The 22164-nt window shown below is 52.1% G+C and carries 13 protein-coding genes and 2 pseudogenes; 3 read left to right on the top strand and 12 right to left on the bottom strand.

All coding sequences use genetic code 11. From position 1 onward, the window contains the following. Nucleotides 1-3 precede the first annotated feature (3 nt). The 3 genes and pseudogenes from BLQ17_RS02210 to mttB all read left to right on the top strand — a co-directional run bounded on the left by BLQ17_RS02210 (nt 4) and on the right by mttB (nt 5942). Nucleotides 4-2214: a PAS domain-containing sensor histidine kinase gene (locus BLQ17_RS02210; protein ID WP_092219360.1), complete on the top strand. Its 2211-nt coding sequence runs from the start codon at nt 4-6 to the stop codon at nt 2212-2214. An 18-nt stretch (nt 2215-2232) separates the two neighbouring features. Beyond that, a complete protein-coding gene (locus tag BLQ17_RS02215; RefSeq protein WP_092219361.1) occupies nt 2233-4026 on the top strand; it encodes a sigma-54 dependent transcriptional regulator in 1794 nt (597 codons plus the stop codon). A gap of 410 nt (nt 4027-4436) precedes the next feature. Further along, nucleotides 4437-5942 (top strand): annotated as a pseudogene (gene mttB, locus BLQ17_RS23090) ([trimethylamine--corrinoid protein] Co-methyltransferase). A gap of 81 nt (nt 5943-6023) precedes the next feature. Here mttB and BLQ17_RS02230 read toward each other — a convergent pair. From BLQ17_RS02230 to BLQ17_RS02285, 12 genes and pseudogenes are all read right to left on the bottom strand, one after another. Further along, nucleotides 6024-6581 carry a YcbK family protein gene (locus BLQ17_RS02230; RefSeq protein ID WP_092219368.1) on the bottom strand — a complete coding sequence of 186 codons (558 nt, stop codon included), beginning with the start codon at nt 6579-6581 and terminating at the stop codon, nt 6024-6026. A gap of 50 nt (nt 6582-6631) precedes the next feature. Next, nucleotides 6632-8266: a L,D-transpeptidase family protein gene (locus BLQ17_RS02235; protein WP_092219370.1), complete on the bottom strand. Its 1635-nt coding sequence runs from the start codon at nt 8264-8266 to the stop codon at nt 6632-6634. Nucleotides 8267-8463: 197 nt separating this feature from the next. Beyond that, complete coding sequence (locus tag BLQ17_RS02240; RefSeq protein WP_092219373.1) at nt 8464-10053, bottom strand: BCCT family transporter; 1590 nt, start codon at nt 10051-10053, stop codon at nt 8464-8466. A 535-nt stretch (nt 10054-10588) separates the two neighbouring features. Continuing rightward, entirely contained in the window at nt 10589-11389 is an 801-nt protein-coding gene (locus BLQ17_RS02245) for a dihydropteroate synthase (protein ID WP_092219375.1), read from the bottom strand. A 14-nt stretch (nt 11390-11403) separates the two neighbouring features. Further along, nucleotides 11404-12036 (bottom strand): corrinoid protein, encoded by a 633-nt coding sequence (locus tag BLQ17_RS02250; RefSeq protein ID WP_092219680.1) that lies wholly within the window; start codon nt 12034-12036, stop codon nt 11404-11406. A 79-nt stretch (nt 12037-12115) separates the two neighbouring features. Continuing rightward, nucleotides 12116-12496, bottom strand: coding sequence for a pyrrolysine--tRNA(Pyl) ligase small subunit (pylSn, locus tag BLQ17_RS02255; protein ID WP_092219682.1), 381 nt, complete (start codon nt 12494-12496; stop codon nt 12116-12118). Between the two features lie 547 nt (nt 12497-13043). Then, nucleotides 13044-14813 (bottom strand): aldehyde ferredoxin oxidoreductase family protein, encoded by a 1770-nt coding sequence (locus BLQ17_RS02260; protein WP_092219377.1) that lies wholly within the window; start codon nt 14811-14813, stop codon nt 13044-13046. Nucleotides 14814-15268: 455 nt separating this feature from the next. Continuing rightward, nucleotides 15269-15925 carry a cobalamin B12-binding domain-containing protein gene (locus BLQ17_RS02265; protein ID WP_092219379.1) on the bottom strand — a complete coding sequence of 219 codons (657 nt, stop codon included), beginning with the start codon at nt 15923-15925 and terminating at the stop codon, nt 15269-15271. Between the two features lie 91 nt (nt 15926-16016). Continuing rightward, nucleotides 16017-17402 (bottom strand): annotated as a pseudogene (mtbB, locus tag BLQ17_RS02270) ([dimethylamine--corrinoid protein] Co-methyltransferase). Between the two features lie 53 nt (nt 17403-17455). Beyond that, nucleotides 17456-18706, bottom strand: a complete 1251-nt coding sequence (gene gabT, locus BLQ17_RS02275) for a 4-aminobutyrate--2-oxoglutarate transaminase (protein WP_092219381.1) — start codon at nt 18704-18706, stop codon at nt 17456-17458. Nucleotides 18707-18750: 44 nt separating this feature from the next. Beyond that, entirely contained in the window at nt 18751-19554 is an 804-nt protein-coding gene (locus BLQ17_RS02280; protein WP_092219383.1) for a methyltetrahydrofolate cobalamin methyltransferase, read from the bottom strand. A 533-nt stretch (nt 19555-20087) separates the two neighbouring features. After that, entirely contained in the window at nt 20088-22031 is a 1944-nt protein-coding gene (locus tag BLQ17_RS02285; RefSeq protein WP_092219385.1) for a sigma 54-interacting transcriptional regulator, read from the bottom strand. Nucleotides 22032-22164 lie beyond the last annotated feature (133 nt).

The following is a 22164-nucleotide window of genomic DNA, read 5'->3' on the forward strand; positions in this document are numbered from 1 at the left end:
CAGGTGCAAACGTTTTTCCGGTCAATCCACGCAAAACTCATTCTTTGGGCCCTGCTGCCCAACCTGGTCGTCATTGGAGGAATAACGCTTCTTTCATCGCTCACCATCAAAAACACCACTCTTGATGCGGTGACCAGGCGCGACGTCGTTCTCGCCCGTTTTGCCGCCAACAGGTTAGCGGAAAATATCCACAAGTATCCGCTGTTTTTGCAAAACCTTGCGGACAATACGATTTTCAGGGATCAGCAAGTAGACAAAATGGACGGACTGCTGACAGACAAGAGCAGCTGGCTCCACGTCTTTGACGGAGGATTGTTCTTTTTTGGTGACAATGGTCTCGCCCTCTGGGCGTATCCGTCCAGCAGGCTGACGGCCGGCGCCAAGTTTCCGGATAAGACCGGATTTGAAAAACTTCAGCAGAGCCTGAGGCCGATCTTTTCCGATATTTTAAAACCCGGGGCAGGGGGCGAGGATTTTATTATCATCGCCGTACCGGTTATCGGTAAAAACAACAGATTTTCAGGTGCCGTAGCCGGGATATGCTCGATCAGCAAGTCAACTATCGGAACTACCTACAGCAAGGTGCTGGAGTACGAGTCGGGCAAAAGCAGCTACGCCTTTTTAGTAGACGGGTCGGCCAACGTACTCTACCACCGCCGCAGTTCCCTCATAGGATCGGAAATCTCCGATCTGGAAGCGGTCAAGGAGGTCAACCGAGGGAGCAGCGGCGCGATTGTCTCCCACAACCGGACCGGGGAAATGGTCATTTCCGGATACGCTCCCGTTCCCGGTACTTCATGGGGCATCGTTACCCAGAGCGACTGGACAACCATACAGAACCTGATCCATTTTTACACCAGGCTCTTTCTTGCCATAATCTGGAGTGCCGGGCTGCTTTCGGCATTGATCGTTTTTTATTTCGTCCAGCGGCTGCTCGTTCCCGTCAAAGACCTCACCGGAGGGGCGGCGCAGATTGCCGCCGGTAATTTTATCCAGATCCCGGTAAGAAAAACCAAAGATGAGCTGGAGGTGCTGACCAAGCAGTTCAACTCGATGGCCAGGGCAATGGAGGCATCCTTTGCCGCCACCCGCAACCGCATCAAGGAACTGGACAAGGCCCGACTGGCGCTTTGCAGAAGCGAGGAAAGGATCACTGGAATAATCAATGCAGTCAATGATATTATGCTTATGGTCGACAACCACGGCCATATTCTATGGATAAACAACAAGGGCAGGAAGGTGTTCGGAGAGGACGCCGAAGGCAGGGATTATCGGGATGTCTTTTACCGGGAACAGCCGGTGCCGGACGACTGTTTCGTAACAGGCTATTTCACTGACAACAGCAGAAACGACACGGAACTGCAGCTGCTGATAAACGGAAAATACCAGCACTACTGGTGCACCGTAAATCCGATACACTGGGGAGCCGGGGGTGAAGCCAACAGGGTGGTGGTCGTATGCAGGAATCTCACAGAGAAAAAACGTCTGCGGGAAGAGGTGCTGAGAAACGCACAACTTGCGGCCTTGGGAGAACTTGCCGCCGGGGTTGCCCATGAAATCAACAACCCCATCAACGGCATAATCAACTACGCCCAGATAGTCGACGACCACTGGCTCGACAAAAACAACCGCCACGCGGAGCTGCCCCAGCGAATAATCAAGGAGGGGGAGCGAATAGCGCTGATCGTCTCCAAGCTGCTTTCCTTTGCCCGGGCGGATACCGAGAAAAAAGAAGCCGTCTCGATCGAGGATGGTGTCACCGACTCCCTCGACCTTACCGGGGCAATGCTGAAAAAGGAATTCATCGCGGTAGAACTCGACCTCCAGCCGCAGCTCCCGCGGTGCAGGGCGGTGAGACATCAGCTCCTGCAGATTTTTCTCAATGTTATCGGAAATGCCAGGCACGCCCTCAACATGAAATATCCGGGCCGAAATCCCGATAAAAAAATCACCATTACCTGCAGCACCCTCACCGGAGGCGAAAGAGAAATGGTACGCACGGTCTTCAGGGACAACGGCACCGGAATTGCGTCGGAGATTATTGACAAAGTCTGCAACCCCTTCTTCTCCACCAAGCTGCCGGACCAGGGAACCGGGCTGGGACTTAGCATCAGTCACGGCATCATAGAGGAGCATGAGGGAAAGCTTACGGTCAGAAGCAGTGCCGGCCAGTGGACGGAAATAACGATAGATCTGCCAATCTGGAAACAATAACTCTACTAATCAACGGATATGAGCACCAAACAACACAAGCCGGTGGTGGTGGTTGTCGATGACGAAGAGTCGATACGCTATTCTTTTGAGACTTTTCTTTCCGACGCCGGATATGAAGTAAGATCTGCAGCCGATCTGCAGGCGGGGTATGAACTGCTCTCTCGCCTTCAGCCGGACATTATCTTTTCCGATATCATCCTCGGCCATGACGACGGACTTGAAATAGTCGGCAAAGTCAAGGAGCTGGAGCTCAACTCTCCGGTAATAGTCATAACCGGCCAGCCAAGCATCGACACGGCCGCAAAAGCGGTCCGGCTCGGTGCCTACGACTACCTGGTCAAGCCGATCGTCAAGGAAAATCTCCTCCAGGTGGCCCGTAGCGCCCTGAAAAACAAGCAGTTGAAGGATGAAAAAGAACGGATTCGCGAAGAAAAAGACCATTACAGAAATCATCTGGAAGCAATCTTTGCCAATGTTGACGACCCGATAATGTCCATCGACAACTCCCGGGAAATAGTCGCCTGCAACGATGCGGCTTACAGGATCTACCGCGCAAATGCCAACTCTTCCCGAGAGAGCGGTGTTGCCCCCGACGAATCAGCACCCATTGCCCCGCTCAAGGGAACCCTGGCAAGCCGGAGCGATAACCCCTTTTTGCGGGCCTGTGCCGACTCAATTGAAAGATCACTGAGCCACCGGGAAAGCATCAAGGACGAGAGAAGGACATTTACCAGCAACCAGGGTCAGCAATGTCTGATTTCCATAAACTGCTCACCGCTCGTCGACAAAAGGGGGCTCTCCCTGGGGGCCGCCCTGGTGGTAAAGGATCTTACCCGCCTGCACCTGCTGGAAAAACGGTTGAAAGAGACTTCCGATTTTCATCGTATTATCGGTAATTGCCATAAAATGGGTAGAGTTTTCGAACTGATCAGGGCAGTTGCCGATACCGACGCCACGGTGCTGATTACCGGAGAAAGCGGTACCGGGAAAAGTCTTGTGGCCCGTGAGATTCACGAGTTGAGCGAGAGGTCAACCTACAATATGGTAACGGTCCGTTGTGCGGCCCTTGCCGAACAGCTTCTGGAGAGCGAACTGTTCGGTCATGTCAAGGGCGCCTTCACAGGTGCCGTGGCGAACAAGACCGGCAGGTTTGAACTTTGCAACAAAGGCAGTATATTTCTAGACGAAATCGGCGAGATTTCACCGACCCTGCAGCTCAAACTGCTGGGCGTCATCCAGGACAGGGAATTTGAGAAGGTGGGCGACAGCAGACCGGTCAAAATCGACACCAGGATAATAGCCGCCACCAACCGCAACCTCAAGGAAGAGGTGGCGCAGGGCAACTTCCGCGAAGATCTCTATTACCGCCTGAACGTGGTTGAAATCAAGATGCCTCCTCTTCGAGAAAGGCACGGCGACATCCCACTTCTGACCGAACACTTCATCACCGGATTCAGGAAAAAGTACAACAAGCAGATCTCCTCCGTCGCAGCTGAAGTGATGGAGCTTTTTACCTCCTACATGTGGCCCGGCAACGTGAGGGAACTTGAACACGCTATAGAACACGGCTTCGTACTGTGTCGTGGCGAAGTAATTGAAATCGACCACATTCCCCAGGAAATCTGTGATTTCCCCCCGGAATCAACGTTCAGGGCTGTCCACGGCCAGATGTCTGAGACGGAGGAGAAAGCCGAACTGATCGCAGCTCTTGAAAAGACAGACTGGAACAAAGCCAAGACCGCAAGACTTTTGGGAGTCAGCCGGCCTACCCTCTACAGAAAGCTGGAAAAATTCGGTCTCGACCAGTCCTGAAAACAACCGCACACAAGTGTAATATGTTACACTTGTGTCGTTACACTCCTGGATCACCCGTTGCGCCTGCCCCCTCCTCTTGCCCCCCGCTTGTTCGACCGTTTGCTGCTGCCGCCATGCCAGCATCAGAAAATCATTATTAATCAAGCAGTTACAACAACAGAATAATTAATTCGGACAATAAACTTCAGGCATGGTTTTTGATTCAGCAATGAGTATCCGGTAAATCAGACAATGCAGCAGCCGTTTGTTCTGCGGCGGCCTCCTCCATACGGGAAGCCACGGCGGAAAACCGGATAACCCTACAGAGAAATTAGGTTTCCGGGACAAAAGAAAGGACACGGGCCGCCAACCGTGTCTTTTCCTGAAACCTGATCTCTTAAGATGAAACCACACCAAGGAGGTTCTTTATGAAACGCAACTCTCATGCAGGTTACCTGCAGAGCGGTGGTTTGAGCCTCAACATGTTTACCGAGGATGAACTGTATGAAATTCATCTTGCAACCCTTGAAGTGCTGGAACACACCGGTGTCTACTTTGAGGATGCAGAGGCAAGAGAAATTTTAGCAGGTGGCGGTGCCATAGTTGATCCGAAGACTCATGTTGTCAAATTTCCGCCCTACATGGTGGAGGACGCCATTCGCTCGGCCCCGGGCAGTGTCACCCTGGCAGGCCGCGACCCGAAAAACGATTACCTGCTCGGCAATAACCGGGTGGGCTTTACCAATTTCGGCGAAGGGATATCGATTATAGACATACACAGCGGCCAGCTCAGAGAAACCGTGAAAAAGGACGTTGAGGAAAGCGCGGTGATCATCGATTACCTTGACGGCATCGACGTTTATGAACGCGCGGTAGGTGCCCATGACGTCAACCAGGACGTCCAGCCCCTGCACAACGCCGAAGCGTTTTTATCAAACACCACCAAGCACTGTTTTCACGGCGCTGGGAACGGCCGGTTGATGAAAGGGGCGCTCGACATGGCCGCCGCCATTGTCGGGGGATACGACAAACTGGCCCAGCGGCCGATTATATCTTTTAACACCTGCCCGATCAGTCCCCTGAAGCTCGTCAAAGACTGTACCGAAATCATCGTGCAGGGAGCCAGGGCCGGTGTCCTGGTCAATATACTCACCCAGGCACTCTCGGGTGGATCGGCCCCTGTCACTCCCGCCGGCACCCTGGTCATCCACAACGCCGAGGTACTGTCAGGAATTGTCCTGGGACAGACAGTCAGAAAAGGTACCCCGATGATGTTCGGCAGCTCGACCTGTCCGCTTGACCTGAGAATGGCCACCGCCACGGTCGGGTCCCCGGAGTGCGCCCTGATCAATGCCGGCGTCGCCGCACTGTCTAAATATTATCTGCTGCCGAGCTGGGTTGCCGGCGGATAGGCTGATTCAAAAGTAGCAGACGGACAGGCTGCCCATGAGAAAACATTGACGGGACTTCTTACAGCGCTGGCAGGTGCCAACCTGATCTATGGTCTCGGAATGCTTGAATCAGGCGTAACTTTTGATTACGGACAGCTTGTGATGGACAATGAATTCGCCAGGATGATCAAACATACGGTAAACGGGATTCCGGTAACTGAGGAAACCCTCGCGGTCGATGTAATAAAGAAGGTAGGACCCTTCAACCAGTTCATCACCGAAAAACATACGTTTGAACATATGAAGAAGATGTCGCAGCCGATGCTCATTGACCGCAGGGTTCGGGATAAATGGCAGAAGGCGGGCGGCTTAACCATGCATGAAAAAGCTGCCGAAAAGGCACGGGACATACTCAAGAATCATAAACCGACACCGCTGCCAGATGACGTAAGGGCCAGGATGCGTTCTATCGTGGAAGACGCCGAAGCCGAAACCAGGGAAGAAAAAGAAAGAAAAGCAAGAGATAAAGCCGTTGTCAACTGACAACAGCGGGAAATACACCCACAGTCCACCCTCCCGGCAAGGAGCCGGGAGGGTGGAACCATCTGTCATGTGACTCCCCGACTACCAAGTCCTTACCGGTCCGGTATCAATATGGATAAAATCGGATGCGGGATAGTAGCCGACCCCCCCGCTGTGAAAAGACCTGGCGATTCTGCACAGGTGCCTGGTGGAGACCCCTCGCAACCGAATATCGATTGCCCTGCCCTCCATATGCAGGCTTTTTTTCGCAACTTTACCGCTTGCAAGCCTCAGCTTGCGGTTTGTCGCCGGAGATCGATATCCGGAGATCACTTCGAACACATCGTCGTTTCCCGTAGCCTTCTGAAGCCTGGACAGCAGGTAGAGCAGATCGGTATCGATCGGATGAACGTCGCCGGTGCGAAAGTCCCTTAAAAAATGGTTGAGCCTGTTGACGTTTTCAGGGCGTCCGCTTGTCAGGTTCACGCGACAGGCAAGCGATTCTTTGGTATGGGTGTTATATAAACCGAGCTTGTGGTACGAGGGCTGTGAGGCCATACCAATGGCCGGTGTCGCTGCCACAAGCCCTGCGGCAACCCGTACTCCGTTAACAATAAACCGTCTCCTGGTAAGGGCGGCGGAACTCCATCGTGCGCTCATAATACAATTTATGTTTTTTTGCAGATAGGTGCAGATTCGATTTCTGTCAGCTACTGAAGCAACGCTTGCATAAGCTTTGCGTCGCGACCGTAAACGTCGCTATTAAAATGGATTTGGTTATTTTTGTCAACCCACGCCGTCTGGTAGGTTATATGGATGGGAAAAGGCTCGGCAAGTCTTACGATTTTTCTTTTTTCCAACCCCTCGATCTCTTCGAAATTTTCCGCTGTAAATTCCCCATCCTGCCCTTGAAGCAGAAACGATGCCAGGGCCAGGGGATTGCTGACCCTAATGCACCCGTGGCTGAACGATCGTTTTGAATGCTCAAACAGCTCTCTTGCCGGCGTATCGTGCAGGTAGACCATATAGCGGTTCGGGAAAACGAATTTAACCCTTCCCAGCGCGTTTTCAGGACCGGGCTCCTGGCGCAGCTTGTAGCGGGACATCTGCGCTCTGCTCACCTTTTGCCAGTCTATTGCGGTGGAATCAAGCTCAACAGCATCCGGTTGCCACCCGGAAAACAGTCGTATGTTGCGTTCAACAAGATGATTCCTGTCCCTTCTGAGCGCCGGCAGTTCCTCGTTTCTGGCAATACTCGGGGGAACATTCCAGTACGGGTTGAAATCGAGATATCGTATAAGGTTTGAAAACACCGGCGTCTGGTGCTGGTACTTTCCCACTATCACCGGCACCTCAAGGCGCAACTGTCCGTTACGTACCGCCTTTAAAGTAAACCCTGCGATATTGACAAGAATATAGTTATCGCCGAGCTCATGTGCATGCCAACGCCACCTTGCCATGTTGACCCGAATCTTCATAATCAGCTCGCCAAAGGAGAGGTTCATGGCGCCAAGGGTTTTGGGACCGATAATCCCGTCCGGTTCAAGGCCGTACTTTGACTGGAAACCGGTAACCGCACGGACAAGTTCAGGGCTGTAACTTTCTACCAACTGGTGATCTTCTCCGAGCTCTTTCTTGGTCATCAACAGCTTCTGTATCGGGACCAGCCTTGTATCCGTGTCTCCCGGGCGGATAAGTTTTCCCCCGCCAATCCTTTCGAAATCGTTTTGCTTTGCAAGAGCGCGGTAATACCTCAGCGCTTCTTTCAGGTTTTCATAATACTGGTGCCGGGGAGCAAGAGACTCCAGATATTTTTTCAGATCGGGGATTTTCATTGCCGTGTCGATCGCTGCAAAAGGATCGAACTCCTCATTGCCCGCCTCAGCAAACAGCGCCGGGTCGACGGCCCGATATTTTATCTGCCCGTAGCTCATGTCATGGATGTATTTCACCAGATTATAAGTCAACAGGGTGTCAAGACGTGCCAGCTGCTGCACCTCCCTAGCGTTCCAGAGGCGCTGCAATTCGTCCACTTCGTAGTCGGACGGGTCAAGCCCCTCCAGATCGGAACGTGCCAGATAATCAAGAATAACCGCAGCCCTGTCCCCGACTCCGTCAACTCCAACCCATAGCGGCTGCCCGCCGGTTTCGTGATAGATCACCGACAGACATATATCTTTTGTTTTTATGAGCGGTTGCTGCTTGCTGAAATAGAGCAATTCAAGGGGGTAGCAGGAGAGCTCGTTGGTCATGGCCTCAAGCAGCAGACCCTCTCTGGTGTCGGCATAAGATGGCGAACCCAATAAGGTGGAGATATAGATGAGCAAAACAATTTTCCTGATCATAGCACCGTTCTTTCCTGACTGGCACAGCCATTTCGAAGAGAAAAAGAGACTAATCCCTTAGGATCATTGTTGCTCACAAAACAACCCGAGTCAACCGCAACCACACTGTTTTTCGCAGTACAAACGAAAATCCCCCGCCCTGCCAGGTGGTACAGGGTCGGGGGAAAACATAGCGTTCTTTACGAACTATTAGCAGGTTACATGCGTCCTTGTTTGGCCTTTTTCAGCATAGCATACACCGAGAAGATGAAGGCAATACCCACCAGGAAGAATGGGGCACCTACGACAATGGCAAGGCTTTTTATGGCGTTGAACCCGCCTGTCAGCTGAAATATTATACCGGTCATACCGATGACAAACCCCCACAGCAGCCGCATGGAGACCTTCGGGTTGGCCTGTCCCTTGGACATCTGCATGGCGACAAAAAATGATGCGGAGTCGGAAGTGGTTATGGCAAATATTATTATATTGAAAAGAACCACGACACTTATGATCCAGCCAAGGGGCATGGAACCGAGCAGGGAGTATACCCCGCTTTCCGGATTCGCCTGAACGTTGCTCCACAAAGGCACGATCCCGTTGAGCTCTGCATAAGCCGCCGAGCCGCCCCACACCGAAAACCACAGAATTGCCAGGAGCATCGGCACCAGTATCACCCCGAACATGAACTGGCGAAGAGTCCTGCCCTTTGAGATACGAGCTATAAAACCGCCGCAGAACGGGATATAGGATATCCACCACAGCCAATAGAACACTATCCACCATCCCAGCCAGTCCCGCTGCTGAAAGTTTCCGGCGTCACTCCAGAAGGAATACTTGAGTATGCCGTTAAAATAGTCACCACACATCTGGGTCATCATATTGAAAAGGTACTGCGCCGGGGCGTGCCCGAATAGGAGCAGGAACAGAACCACGCCGCCGGCGAGTACCATATTAATCTGGCTGAGATAACGGATCCCACGTTCAATTCCTGTGGCGGCGCTGATCACGTAGGCAAAAATGAGCAATATCATGACACCGGCCTTGCCGGGATCACTGAGATGAACCCCAAACAGGGTCTCTATACCATAGCTGATAGAGGCAACACCAAGACCGATCATAGCCGCGTTGCCACCGATGGTTCCCAGGGCGCCGAGCCCATCGGCGAGCCGGCCCAGAATTGAACTGTTGCATCTGTCGCCGAGCAGTCCATAAAGACCGGTGGCGACGGTGAGCGGTTTGCCCAAGCGATAAGCCGGGAAAGCAATTGCCCAGGCGGCAAGGGCAAAGAGTGCCCACCCGTGAATACCCCAGTCCAGCAGGGTCATCTCGATGGCCTTGGGCACCCCGGCCGCCGTTCCTGCGGTCCCGGCATCTATGACGTGGGACGACTGGTGCAGATGGGTGAGCGGTTCGGCAACGGAATAAAAAACAAAACCGATACCCAGCCCGCAGCTGAACAGCATGGCAACCCAGGTCCAGAAAGAAAACTCCGGTTTATCCTCGTCCTTACCGAGCTTGAGGTCGCCAAAAGGACTCACCGCGAGATAAATACAGAACAACAGGGTCAGGCCGACCCCCAGTAAAAACGCCCAGCTGAAATTGAATATAAGGAAGTTTCTGATGGTAACCAGGGTCTTGGCTGTGGCATCGGGATATGCTAGTGCCAGCACAATAACCGTTGCAAACGACAGCAGCACCGGCCAGAAAATGGCCCGGTCGTACTTGCCGAAAATACGGGTTATCAATGTATCTGGCGATACATCGACATCTTTTGATTCAATTGCAGTTATATTACTGGAATCCATATCTGCTCCTTTTTTCTTGTTTACTTTTGTTCAGGCAGGCGACAGTGCGGTGCCTGATCCCCAAGGACGCCGGCACAATCAGGATTACAAGATCCATGCCAGGCCCGGGGATAACAAAAAAAGGCAGATATTCACTATAATATCAATTTATTGCGGAACAAAACAAAAGAACAGACAGCGTATCTCAGCGCCTGGTGGCGCGAGTCTTTACAGTGGTGTAAATACAGTAATGTAACTGCTGACAGGAATTAGCGGCAGGGTTGGGGCACCTTTTACTCCCGCGCACGGGATATTCCGGTTCCGATACGGTCCGCCACCATGCTTGACACGGGGGAGTTGTGGCCCTTTAAGGGTTTCACGTGGTATGGTTCAGACAAAAAAATGAGCCTCGCCTTGTGGGGGAGGACGGCGAGACTCATCCACTACCTCGTGTCTGGTCCGCGACCCGATCGGCAAATCACAACATGCCTGAAGGGTTTGGGGCACCGGAATATTTGTTCACTTTCCGGTATCCCGTTCGCAGAAACAGTGTGGGTTACGCTTCAATAGCTCCGGAACGAACTCCTTTAAGGTAATTACCGCAGAAGTTGTCGTTGCCAAGGAGCATATCGGCAGTTTTGATGGTCGCCATAATCTTTTCATCGAGCGGATCGATTATGGCGGAGTCCATACCGGCATCCATCATCAGGGCCACGAAAGTCCGATTGATGATTTTGCGCTGGGGCAGTCCATATGAGATATTGGACAGGCCGCCGGTGATATGGATTTCAGGGTAGTTGCTCTTTATTCCCCTGACCGCATCCAGCACCATATTGCCTTTGTTGTTGTCGGTGCTGATCGGCTGCACCAGCGGATCGACATACATTGAGCTCACCGGGATACCGATTCCGCTAAGTTCCTTAACCAGGGTGTCGGCCCGGGCGATGATGTCAGCCGCTGAGGAGGGCATTCCCGCATCGTCCATGCAGAGGGCGATAATTTTGCAGGCTTTTCCTTCGAGAAAAGGCATCATCGCATCAAAGCGCTCTTTTTCAAGACTGATGGAGTTGATCATCGGTTCCGTCGAAACCATTCCAAAAGCCATCTCAAGTACCGCAGGATCAGGAGAGTCGAGGGCCAGGGGGATTGAAACTACCGGCTGAATGGTATCAAGCAGCCATTTCATATCTTCGGTTTCATGACCGATCCTTGCGCCTGCGTTTACATCGATGTATGCAGCGCCTGCTTCCTGCTGCTTCTTTACATCGTCTACGATATAATCAGCGTCGCGGTTAGCTACGGCCTCTTGGACTTTTTTTCTGGAGGTGTTAATTCGCTCACCTATGACTTCAAACATTTTCCAACTCTCCTTTATGCAGCCAGTTTCTTGGCAAGTTTGGCAGCTGATCCGGCATCCGGTGCAAAACCGTCGGCGCCGATTTCATCAGCATAAGCCTGGGTTACCGGAGCACCGCCGATCATGATCTTGACCTGCTCCCTGAGTCCTGCCTCGGAGATGGCGTCGATGGTCTCTTTCATCATCACCATGGTGGTGGTGAGAAGTGCAGAAAGGCATACGATGGATGCGTTGTTATCTTTAATCTGGGCAACAAATTGTTCCGGATCGATGTCCACCCCGAGATTGACTACCTTCATACCGGCACTTTCCATCATCATCGCTACCAGGTTCTTACCGATGTCATGGAGGTCGCCTTTGACGGTTCCGATAACTACGGTTGCCGCGGCAGAAGATTCGTCGTCTCCGAGGAGGGGCTTGATGATTTCCAGGCAGGCTGCCATGGTTTGTGCAGCCATGAGAACCTCAGGAATAAACATGTCGCCGCTTTCCATCTTCTCGCCGACGATATCCATACCTGCAATCAGACCTTTGTTCAGGATCTCGCTTGCAGCAACTCCCTCACCAACAGCGCCGTTTACCAGAGCGGTGAGTTTATCCTGATCACATGCCACCAAAGCTTCCTGCATTGCATTAAAATCCGCCATTTCCTTGTCTCCTTTTTTATCCATCTATTAAAAGTTCCAGAGTAACCGCATCGGCCAAAAGAATTATTGCTTGCCCACCCTAATCCTTTTCTTCCGACTCGGGTGCTGAATCCATCAGCAAAGACCCCTGGTGTCGCCTAAACCTGGTTGAACCGTATTTCTCGATTTTCCAATCCGGTATCCGGCAATCCGGACATGCCTTGAAATACCATTTATTTCTGAGCCACCTGCCAGCCCTGCTGTTGCGGGAATCCCTCACCAGGAATTCCTTGTTACAGTGGGTGGTTATCTTACCCATTTCGCCGACAACTTCGATGGATCTTACCCCGTGAAGTCTGCCGCTGCGGGAGGGCCAGAGTTTGATCTTATTAATCACGTTAAAGATCTTGACTCTTTTGCGATAAAATCTCGCCTTAGCAGATTTGTTCTTTTTGTTTTCCAACTCTCTTGCCTGTTGCATCTTTTCTGCGAATGACAGCAACGCATGGCGAAGAGTCCGGGAGTCGCACCCGGCTGCATGGATTTAGAGTCCATGTGATCACATCCGATCCACTCTCCGCATGTCGCTGTTTCGTGTCTAATTCACCATCCGGGCAAAAAAGACTGCTTCGATGAAACTCTATCAAATAACCGCGCCAGTCTGTCAAAACACTCCACCCAACACATAAAAAGAGCGAGCAAGCACATAACATCCTGAGAACACGGATTATTGCAATTCGTCGTCATTCAACACTTAATGTTACAATAGAGCCCTATAACACACTTGGGCTTTTTATACATCAAAAAAAAAATTAATTTGGAGAAAAATAAGCAAATTTGATAAAATATCTCACAAAATGTCTAACCCTTTCATCTAAAAGTTCACCTCAATGCCAGAATGTATGGTGGCAAAATTTTTCCTGGCACCAATTTCCAGTCAAAAAAGGGCGGCACCCGGCCCGATTTTTACCTCCGCGGCACCTGTCTTGATAATCCAGCTACCGCGGAAATCCTTGGTTTCACCCCGATCAGCAGCCTGCCGGCCTGCCTTTTTCGTCCCATCCCCTGAGTCGGTAATAGTCCTGGAGCATGTACTCCATCTCTTCAGCGGTAAGAGATCCGCCCTCGGGCAGCGACTCCTTGTGCAGTCTCTTGGGAAGCCGGTCATCCTCTGCGGTAAATCCTTCCTGGAGATTGAACTGCCTTGTCATGTCGGAAATATAGGAGGCAGTCTCCCGCAAAGAATCGGTGGTCGCCTCGCGCCCGGTCACCAGGGAGATGGTTTTGACCAGCTCTTCCCATGTGTACAGGTCGCGATAAAAACGGCACAGGGTCAGGGTGTCGAAAATGTTCAGCCGATCCTCGAAATCGATAAGCATTTCCGCCTTGTCCTTGATCTGGTCAGCTGGAATCATGCCGGCCAACTCTGGCTTGTAAAAGGTGGTTCGCAGGTGACAGGCCCCACGTGGAGAAGTGCCGAAGGTAAGGCCCATCCCTTTGAGCTTTCTCGGATCATACCCTGCAGGCTCCATGCCTTTTACGTGGATGGCGATATCTTCAAGCTGCCATTTTGCAGCCGCAGCCTTGATGCCGTCTGCCAGCACCGCGCCCTCGTCCTTTCTGGCGCAGATCTTCTCGAGCAGCTGTGCTGCCTGGGTAGCATTGCCATATTCGATTTCATAATCAATGCGGCCCTGCTCCTTGGCCTCCATCATCAGCCCGCAGAGGTTTCCGGCGGTAATGGTGTCCATCCCCAGCCGGTCACACAGATCGTTGAGATAGGCCACCTCCTCCATTTCATCGATCATACAGAGGCCGCCAAAGGCATAAATCGTTTCATACTCGGGTCCCTCAAGCTGCAGATCCTTGTGCCGACCTTTCTTGATGGTCGCCAGGCGCCCGCACGCCATAAAGCACTTGGCACAGGCGTGAGCGGTTACATCGTGCTCTTCATGATAGGTCTCACCGCTGATCTTCTCCCAATGTTCACAGGACCCCTGGGACCAGTATTTTGCCGGAAAAGCGCCGGAGTTGTTCATCAGGGCCACCATCATGGTTGTCCCCATTTTCTTATAGGCCTTCACCCCGGGGTGATTGACGTTCTCCTTGGAGAAACCCTTGGCATACTCGGCAACGCCTTCCGGATCCGCGTACTCCCTCTTACGATCACCTTGAAAGACAACGCCTTTTACCATTTTGGAACCAAGAACCGCTCCCACACCGGTACGGCCTGCGCAACGCCACTTATCATTGGCGATGATCGCATATTTAACCAGGTTTTCCCCGGCGGGACCGATTACAACCGCGCCTTTTTTCCGATACGCTTCATTCCCGGCATCAAAGCGCTCCATGGCCTGCTCTTCGGCGGTAAAGGTATCCATGCCCCACAGCTCGGATGCATCCTCAAACGTTACCCCGTCGGGGGTGATGACCGGCACCGTCGGCTTGTCGGCCTTACCGGTAAAAATGATCAGGTCGAACCCGGTCGCATCGATCGCTTCGGGAACCTTCCCCCCGGAGTAGGACTCGGAATAAAAACCGGTAAGAGGGGATTTGGTATACACTCCGTACCGGGACCCACCCCAGAGACGGCCGCCGCAAAACGGACCGGTAGCGATGATAATATTGTTTTCCGGAGCCAGCGGGTCGACCCCCTCGGGGTTCCTCTTAAGCAGATAATGGGTCGCAAGCCCTTTCCCGCCTAAGCACTTGGCGAGCACCTCGTCTTCAATTGCTTCAATTGAAAAACTCTTTGAGCTCATATCGACAATCAACAGCCTGTTGTAATACCCTTTCATATATCTCTCCTGTAGTAATAGCCGTAACTGTTAAACCGGTCGGCGGTGAGCGCTGCCGGGTCCGTATTATCAACAATCGGTTAGTGGTTGCCCGGAAAATCACCGATCATAACGTCACTTCAGCCTGTGACCAGCCCGGCGTGTCCTATCCCCGTCCACTCCCTTGCCAACCGATTCGTCCTGAGCTTTTTAACGGCTTACGACGCAAATTTTCTGCAACACTGCCCCCGGCTCTTTTCCTTCACGTCTCATATCGCAAGCACTTTCGGCTGGTTACACAACAAAACCGCCGACCACACACCTGCAGGCAGGATCACCTGGGGGGTAAAAAAACGGTGCTTCGCCTCTTACAAAGAGAAAAGGCAAAGCACCCAGGTATTCTCACAACGGGTTTGACCCCGTCTTTTCTGTAAGGAGTCGGCGGAGATCACGCCCACCGGCCCCTGAATAAAAAGTTACTTCTGAGCAATCAGCTCCTTGACCTTGTTGACACCGTCCTGCGCATCTTCAGCATAGGCATCGGCACCAATACGGGCAGCCCATCTCGGGGTTACCGGAGCGCCGCCAACCATGGTGAGGAAACGGTCACGCATCCCTGCTGATTTCAGGGCTTCCTCAAGCACCTTCTGCTCCTTCATGGTGGTGGTCAAAAGGGCGCTGGTCCCGATAACATCAGCGTTCACCTCATCCGCTTTCTGGATGATGGTATCAACATCGATGTCACGGCCGAGGTCATAGACTTCAAAACCGTTCGCTTTCATCAGCGATACCACGATACATTTGCCGATATCGTGCACATCGCCCTTAACGGTTGCAATAACCACGCGCCCGGCCTTCTTGGCTGCGACGTTAGAACCTGTGGCAAGCGCATCGTTGACCAGGTCTGTTGCGATTTTCATAACGTCCGCCGCCTGCATCAGCTCAGGAAGAAACAGCTCACCGCGGCCGAAAAGATCACCCACCTTGTTGATACCGGGGATGTACGCCTGGTTCATCAGCTCCAGCGGATCACCGCCGTCGGCGATGACCTTTTTGGTAATCTCCTCAACCTTTGCTTTGTTCTGATCGACAAGCATCTGTTTTGCTTCTTCTATGATCTCAGGGGAAATCATAACGTTCTGTCTCCTTACTTTTCAGATTATAAACCCGGATCCCCGGCATTAACCGGCAGGGTAGAACCGAAGATCCGGACTCGTCCAGGAATCAAATAGCAGCCCGTTTCCTGAACCTGTCAACGCAGTTGATTTGTATATCAAGCGCCTTCTGGATATTGAATTTAGCTTCGATTCCCTTGGCGCATCCAGGCAGCGGGGTAATCTGGCCGATGTTCATGTCCTCACGAACTTCAGTCATTATTACCGGATCAGTCAGTTCCGCTACCGCCACACCAAGTTTATCAGCTACATACTGTTTTGCTTCCCAGGTTCGCATGCCCTTTGACATTTGCACACGAGCAACCAGATCTCCGGCTCCTCGCATTCCGCCCATGCCTGAGGCGTGCGCGTGGGTGATCGCCATGGAAATGGGATCGCCCACGCCAACCTACAATCCGTCCAGACGGACCAGGCTGGTCATGGCGGCCGAAGCTCTCGACACTGAGTCGATCGGCGGATGGTCGTTGACTGGAACCGCTCCAACGCCCATTCCCATGTTGGGATGAATCGGAATCTCTGCAACCTCGCCGCAGGCCTTCATAAAGGTGATTGCGCGGGCCAGGTTCCATGCGGAGGTTTCCGTGGTATTGGTATTTACCACTGGGCCGAAAATGGTTGCTCCGGCCTGGGCGGCGAGCCGAACCTGATCATGGGCGTAGAGCCCTGCAAGCCGCGTTCCCTCAAACTCAAGTTCGCCATGCATACCGAGGATAAACTCACCCGCCATGCCGATCTCGATGCAGATGTCCGGATACTTCTCTTTCAGTTTCTTGGTAGCCATCAGCGATGCGAGGAAATCGGCGTCGCCGGCGGCCCCTACGGAGTCGAGGTTGATGCCGTCGGCCCCTGATTCATACATTGCCGAACCGGCAAAAACAATGTCTCTCACCGCTTCCTCTACAGTCTGCTCAAGGGACTCGCGAGCCTCCTTGATCTTGCCGTTGGGCAGCAGCTCTGCAGGGTTGGGGAAAGGCCCATCGGGCTGACTGTAAAGCCCGAGATTCGGCATTGCCCCGTAAAACAGCGGGATATGCGTGGAAAGCAGCGCCTGTTCCAGGATCGGCTGCTCCATCGTAACGATCGGCTTAAGCGGCTTATAGCTGTAATCGACATGACACAGCTCCATGGTGTCTGCGCCCATGATTTTTTCATAGATCTGCAGCGCCTGGATTCTGTCGACGTTTACGCCGACCCGCCTGATTTTCAGGGTACCGGCATCATAGGTCAACAGAACCTCTTTACCCGGCTCCACACTGACAAACTTATAGGGGCTGGCAAGAATCTCGTAGAGATGCTTCAAATCATCATCGGTCAACGTGGACACCTTGGCACGATCCGCCGCATCCTCCGTTCCCGCATGAAGCTCCTCCATAAGCTCCTTCTCGTCCAGTTCGAGTGGCGTACCATCCCCGTATCGGGAAAATATCTTAGCCATTTGACTCTCCTAGTAACGTCTTATGGGGTTGTTGTTACTCTTTAAGGCAACCATCAGCCGTTCAGCTCTGACAGGCCCGCTTCCATAATGCTCAATCCTTTCTCAAGCAGCTCATCCTCTATATTGAGCGGCATCAGAACACGGATGACATTGCCGTGAATACCGCACACCAGAATCGACAGTCCCCTGTCAAAGCAGTAGGAAGAAAGCTTCTTCGCAGTGTCGGCATCAGGACGGCCGTCTTTGGTTACGATTGTTATCCCGCGCATTGCGCCGAGACCACGAATCTCCCCGACATTGGCAAATTTTTCAAGCCACTGCCCAAACCGCGCGCCCAGGGTGTCTCCAAGTTTTACCGATTGCTCCAGGAGATTTTCCTGCTCGAAGATGTCAAATACAGCATTGGCAGCCGCACAGGCCAGCGGATTTGCACCATAGGTGCCGCCGAGTCCGCCGGGATGAACGGCGTCCATAATTTCAGCACGGCCAACTACGGCACTGATCGGCATTCCTGCAGCAAGGGACTTGGCGCAGGTCATCAGGTCAGGCTCAACACCCCAATGTTCCATTGCAAACATTTTTCCGGTACGGCCAAAACCGGTCTGGATCTCATCGGCGATAAAGAGGATGCCATGCTCCTTGCAGAACTCTGCAACCTGCGGATAAAAATCATCCGGCGGAGCAAGGAAACCACCTTCGCCCAGTACCGGCTCGGCAATGACCGCCGCGGTGTTTTCCGGATCTATTCCGGTAATAAAAGATTCTTTGAACGCTTCAATATCACCAAAAGGTGCTTGATATACTTCCGGGGCAAACGGACCGAAGCCCCACTTGTACGGCTTGACCTTGGCGGTCATGGTCATGGTCAGGCAGGTACGACCGTGATATGCGGCATCGAACACTACAACACCCGGTCTCTTGGTATAGTAGCGGGCGATCTTGATCGCGTTCTCCACCGCCTCGGCGCCACTGTTGATAAACACGGCCTTTTTCGGGAAATCACCGGGAGTTGCCTTGACCAGGCGATCGGCCAGGCGAACAGCGCCCGGGTAAGGATTTACCATGAAACAGGTGTGAGTGAATTTTTCCGCCTGGTCCTTGATAGCCTCGACCACTTTCGGGTGGCTGTGACCAACGTTCATTACCGCAATACCGCCGGCAAAGTCGATGATCTCATTGCCCTCCACATCGGTGAGGATCGATCCCTTGGCCGAAGCGATGTACTTCGCTGTACCGCTGGCATAACCGGCGGATACCACCTGAGATCTCAACTCATGAATACTGCTGTTGCTTGTCATGTCCATCAAATCTTCTCCCACGTTTTTAATGTTTGCAGTTTAGCAGATCGTTACAGATCAAACTTCCCCGCCCTGTGTGCCTTAAGGTAATTACCACAGTAATTGTCGCGGCCGGCAAGCGATTCCGCTGCGATCATATTGGCCATCATCTTCTTGTCCAGAGGATTAATGATCAGTCCGTCAAGTCCTTTGGCAATCGCCATTACCGCAAAAGTCTGGTTAAGGAATTTTCTATTGGGCAGCCCGAAGGAAATATTGGAAAGCCCGCACATGGTGTGCACTCCCTTAAACTCTTTATTGATCGCTTCAACAGCGTTGATAAATTCCATGCCGAATTCAGCATTGGTTGAAACCGGTTGAACAAGGGGGTCGACAAAAATATTATCAAGCTTCACCCCTACTCCGGTGAGACCATTGATCAGTTTTTCAGCAATATCAAGACGTTCTTTGGTCGTCTCCGGCATGCCTTCATCGCTCATGCAGAGAGCAACCACCTTGAGATCGGTGCCGGCGAGTATCGGCAACAGAGCCTCATACCGCTCTTTTTCAAGAGAAATGGAATTGATCATCGGGGGAGCATCACCCTTGTGAACCTTAAGAGCGCCCTCGATCGCCTGATAGCTGGGACTGTCAATTGCACAGGGTACGTCAACCACCTCCTGGACCGTCTCCACCAGCCACTTGAGATAATCGCCTTCTTCCTCCACGAAAATACCGGCGTTTACGTCGATATAATTAGCACCCGCTTCTTCCTGGTCTTTCGCCACCTTCTGAATCGCCGCCACGTCCTGGTTAAGAATCGCCTCGCCAATTGCCTTACGGCTGGCGTTTATCAGCTCACCAACAACAATCATATCCCGCTCCTTCACTTGTTTTTCATTAATGAAAAACCCGGCCGGACCTGCCAAGAACCCGGCCAGGCTGAGGAGAAACGCTTTTCGGCAGAAAAAAGCGCCTCATGTCGCCTCGTTTCAACTCTATGTCTCGACACCCCCGGAGAGCACATCAAAATTTTCCAATATGGATCGGCCGGGGACACCGCTTACCCACGCAACATATTCTTTTCACCTGTTTCATAGCATCTATCGTGCCACTACGTCGCCATTGCCACATTTAACGAAAAATCAAAACGTTACAATTCCCAACCCAAGAGACACAAAAATAACACCGGCGGGTTTTGATGCATAAAATGTTCAAAAAATTAAAATATAGTGTTATTTCAATTGGTTGCAATGACCCTAAAATGCATCAATGAATTTTTTAGATTTTCTTCAGTGAATACGGCATGTTGCGTGCATATCGAATCATTATCAACTCAAATGCATAGTAAAAACGCCCCCTCTGATGGAGGGCGGGGACGATGACGACGCTCATTCAACCGCAGAACTCAGCCGCGATTGCGCTTGAGCCTGTGGGAAAGATCGTGTTCGGATAATTTTCTTACGACCTGCGACTGGCTGATCTCAAGATGTTTTGCCAGGGTCCGGGTGGTGGTATAGGTGTTGAGGGCATGCTCCAGAATAGATTTTTCATACTCAGCCAGACTCTTTTTAAGGCTCTGCTCCACCACCGGTCCCGGAGTCTTCACCCGCTTGTCCGTTGCGGCGTAGACCGCTTCCCCCTCAGACACCGCACTCAACAGGCTGTTATCCGCCAGCACGATCATCTTTTTCAGGATATTCTTCAGTTCCCTGACGTTTCCCGGAAACGGGTACGCCTGGATTTTATCAAGCTCCTCTGAGGTCAGTTGTCTGTTGGCATTGTATTTTTCATTGTATTTATTGAGAAAATAGAGGGAAAGCTCAAGAATATCTTCGCTTCGCTCACGTAAAGGCGGTATCGTTATGGGAAACGTGTTGAGCCTGAAAAAGAGATCTTTGCGGAATTTTCGTTCACGGACCCTGCCGGCGAGATCGACATTGGTTGCGGCAATCACCGTACAGTTAATCGAGATCGGCTCCAGACCGCCCAGATGCATAATCTCTTTTTCCTCAAGGCAGTGAAGAAGCTTTGCCTGCAGACTGATGGGAAGCTCGCCGATCTCGTCGAGGAAAATGGTCCCGTCATTGGCCAATTCAAAAAGCCCTATCTTGCCCTGGTCCCTGGCCCCCGTAAAGGCCCCCTTTTCGTACCCGAACAGTTCCGCCTCCAGCAGACTCTCCGGAAGGGCGGCGCAGTTGATCTTCACAAAGGGACCCTTGCGCTTGGAACTGCTGGTGTGCAGATATTTGGCAAGCATGCTTTTGCCCGTCCCCGACTCTCCGAGAATCAGGATGTTGGATATCGCCATATTTGCCAGCTTACGGCACACCAGAAGTATGTCCTGCATCTGGCGGCTGTATGCGATTATCTCTTCTTTAGCCAGATCCTGCAGATGGAGTTCGCTCAATTCAACCTTGAAGCGGTCGGTTTCCTCCTTGGCCTGCTGCAATTCCCGTTGAAGCTCGTTGAGCCGTGTCAGGTCCCGTTCGTTGATGATGACCATGGTGATCTTTCCGTCATCGTCGAAAACAGGGGTTCCGGTAACCAGCAGCTGTTTACCGGTTCTGTTCACCTTCTGGATAATGGTTGTCTGCTCCCCGGTCTTGAGTACTTTTCCGGTAACCGACTGATCAATAAATCCTTCATCGACAAGATCACCGACGTATCTCCCGATCGCATCCTCTTCCGGGAGTCCGTGAAGTTTTTCACTTGCCTTGTTGACACTGATAACCACCCCCTGTCCGTCGCAGACCCAGAGACTTTCCGAGGAGTTGTTGAAGATGGTTTCCAGCTGTGAATTCATATCCTTGAGATCCCTGGTCTTCCTTTGAACTTCCACCTCAAGGCGTTCTTTGGCGTTTTTATAAAAATTTTCCTGCTTCTTTCTCTCCGTAACATCGCTTAAAATGGAGATTATCGCCATAATTTCCTGATTAGCGCCAAGGATCGGCGAGGAACTCATCGAGACGACAATCTCTTCCCCGTCCGGCCGGTGTATCAGCAATTCACAGTCTTTAACTATGAGGTGATTGCTGGACAGGGAATGTCTGGCAAAACTGTCCGACAGTATCCCGTTTTCTCCTGTATACGATATTTTGCCCCCTCTGCCGTGGAATTCCCTGGCAAAATGTCTGCCGATGATCAGCTCCCTGGAGATCCCGATCATTCGCTCCATCTCCTGATTCATCATCAGCACGGAATTATCGGACCCACTTGAGATCATTACCCCGATCGGCACCTGCTGAAGCGCCGCTTTCAACTGCTCATTCTGCCGCTGGAGCGAACTGTTTTCCTGCAGACACTTTTCGAGTTGTTCCATCCGTTTGTCGTTACTGATCACATCGCTCATGCCCACGCCCAGGGTTGCAATTAATCTCCGGCCCGAATGCGGGAAATTATCCGGGCCTGAAACAATACCAGATGCATTGTTTCAGGTGAATACGGCCAGGAGGTGCACCTGCCGTTGTTGCATCACATAGTAA

The sequence above is a fragment of the Desulforhopalus singaporensis genome (genome assembly GCF_900104445.1).
GTDB classification, from domain to species: domain Bacteria; phylum Desulfobacterota; class Desulfobulbia; order Desulfobulbales; family Desulfocapsaceae; genus Desulforhopalus_A; species Desulforhopalus_A singaporensis.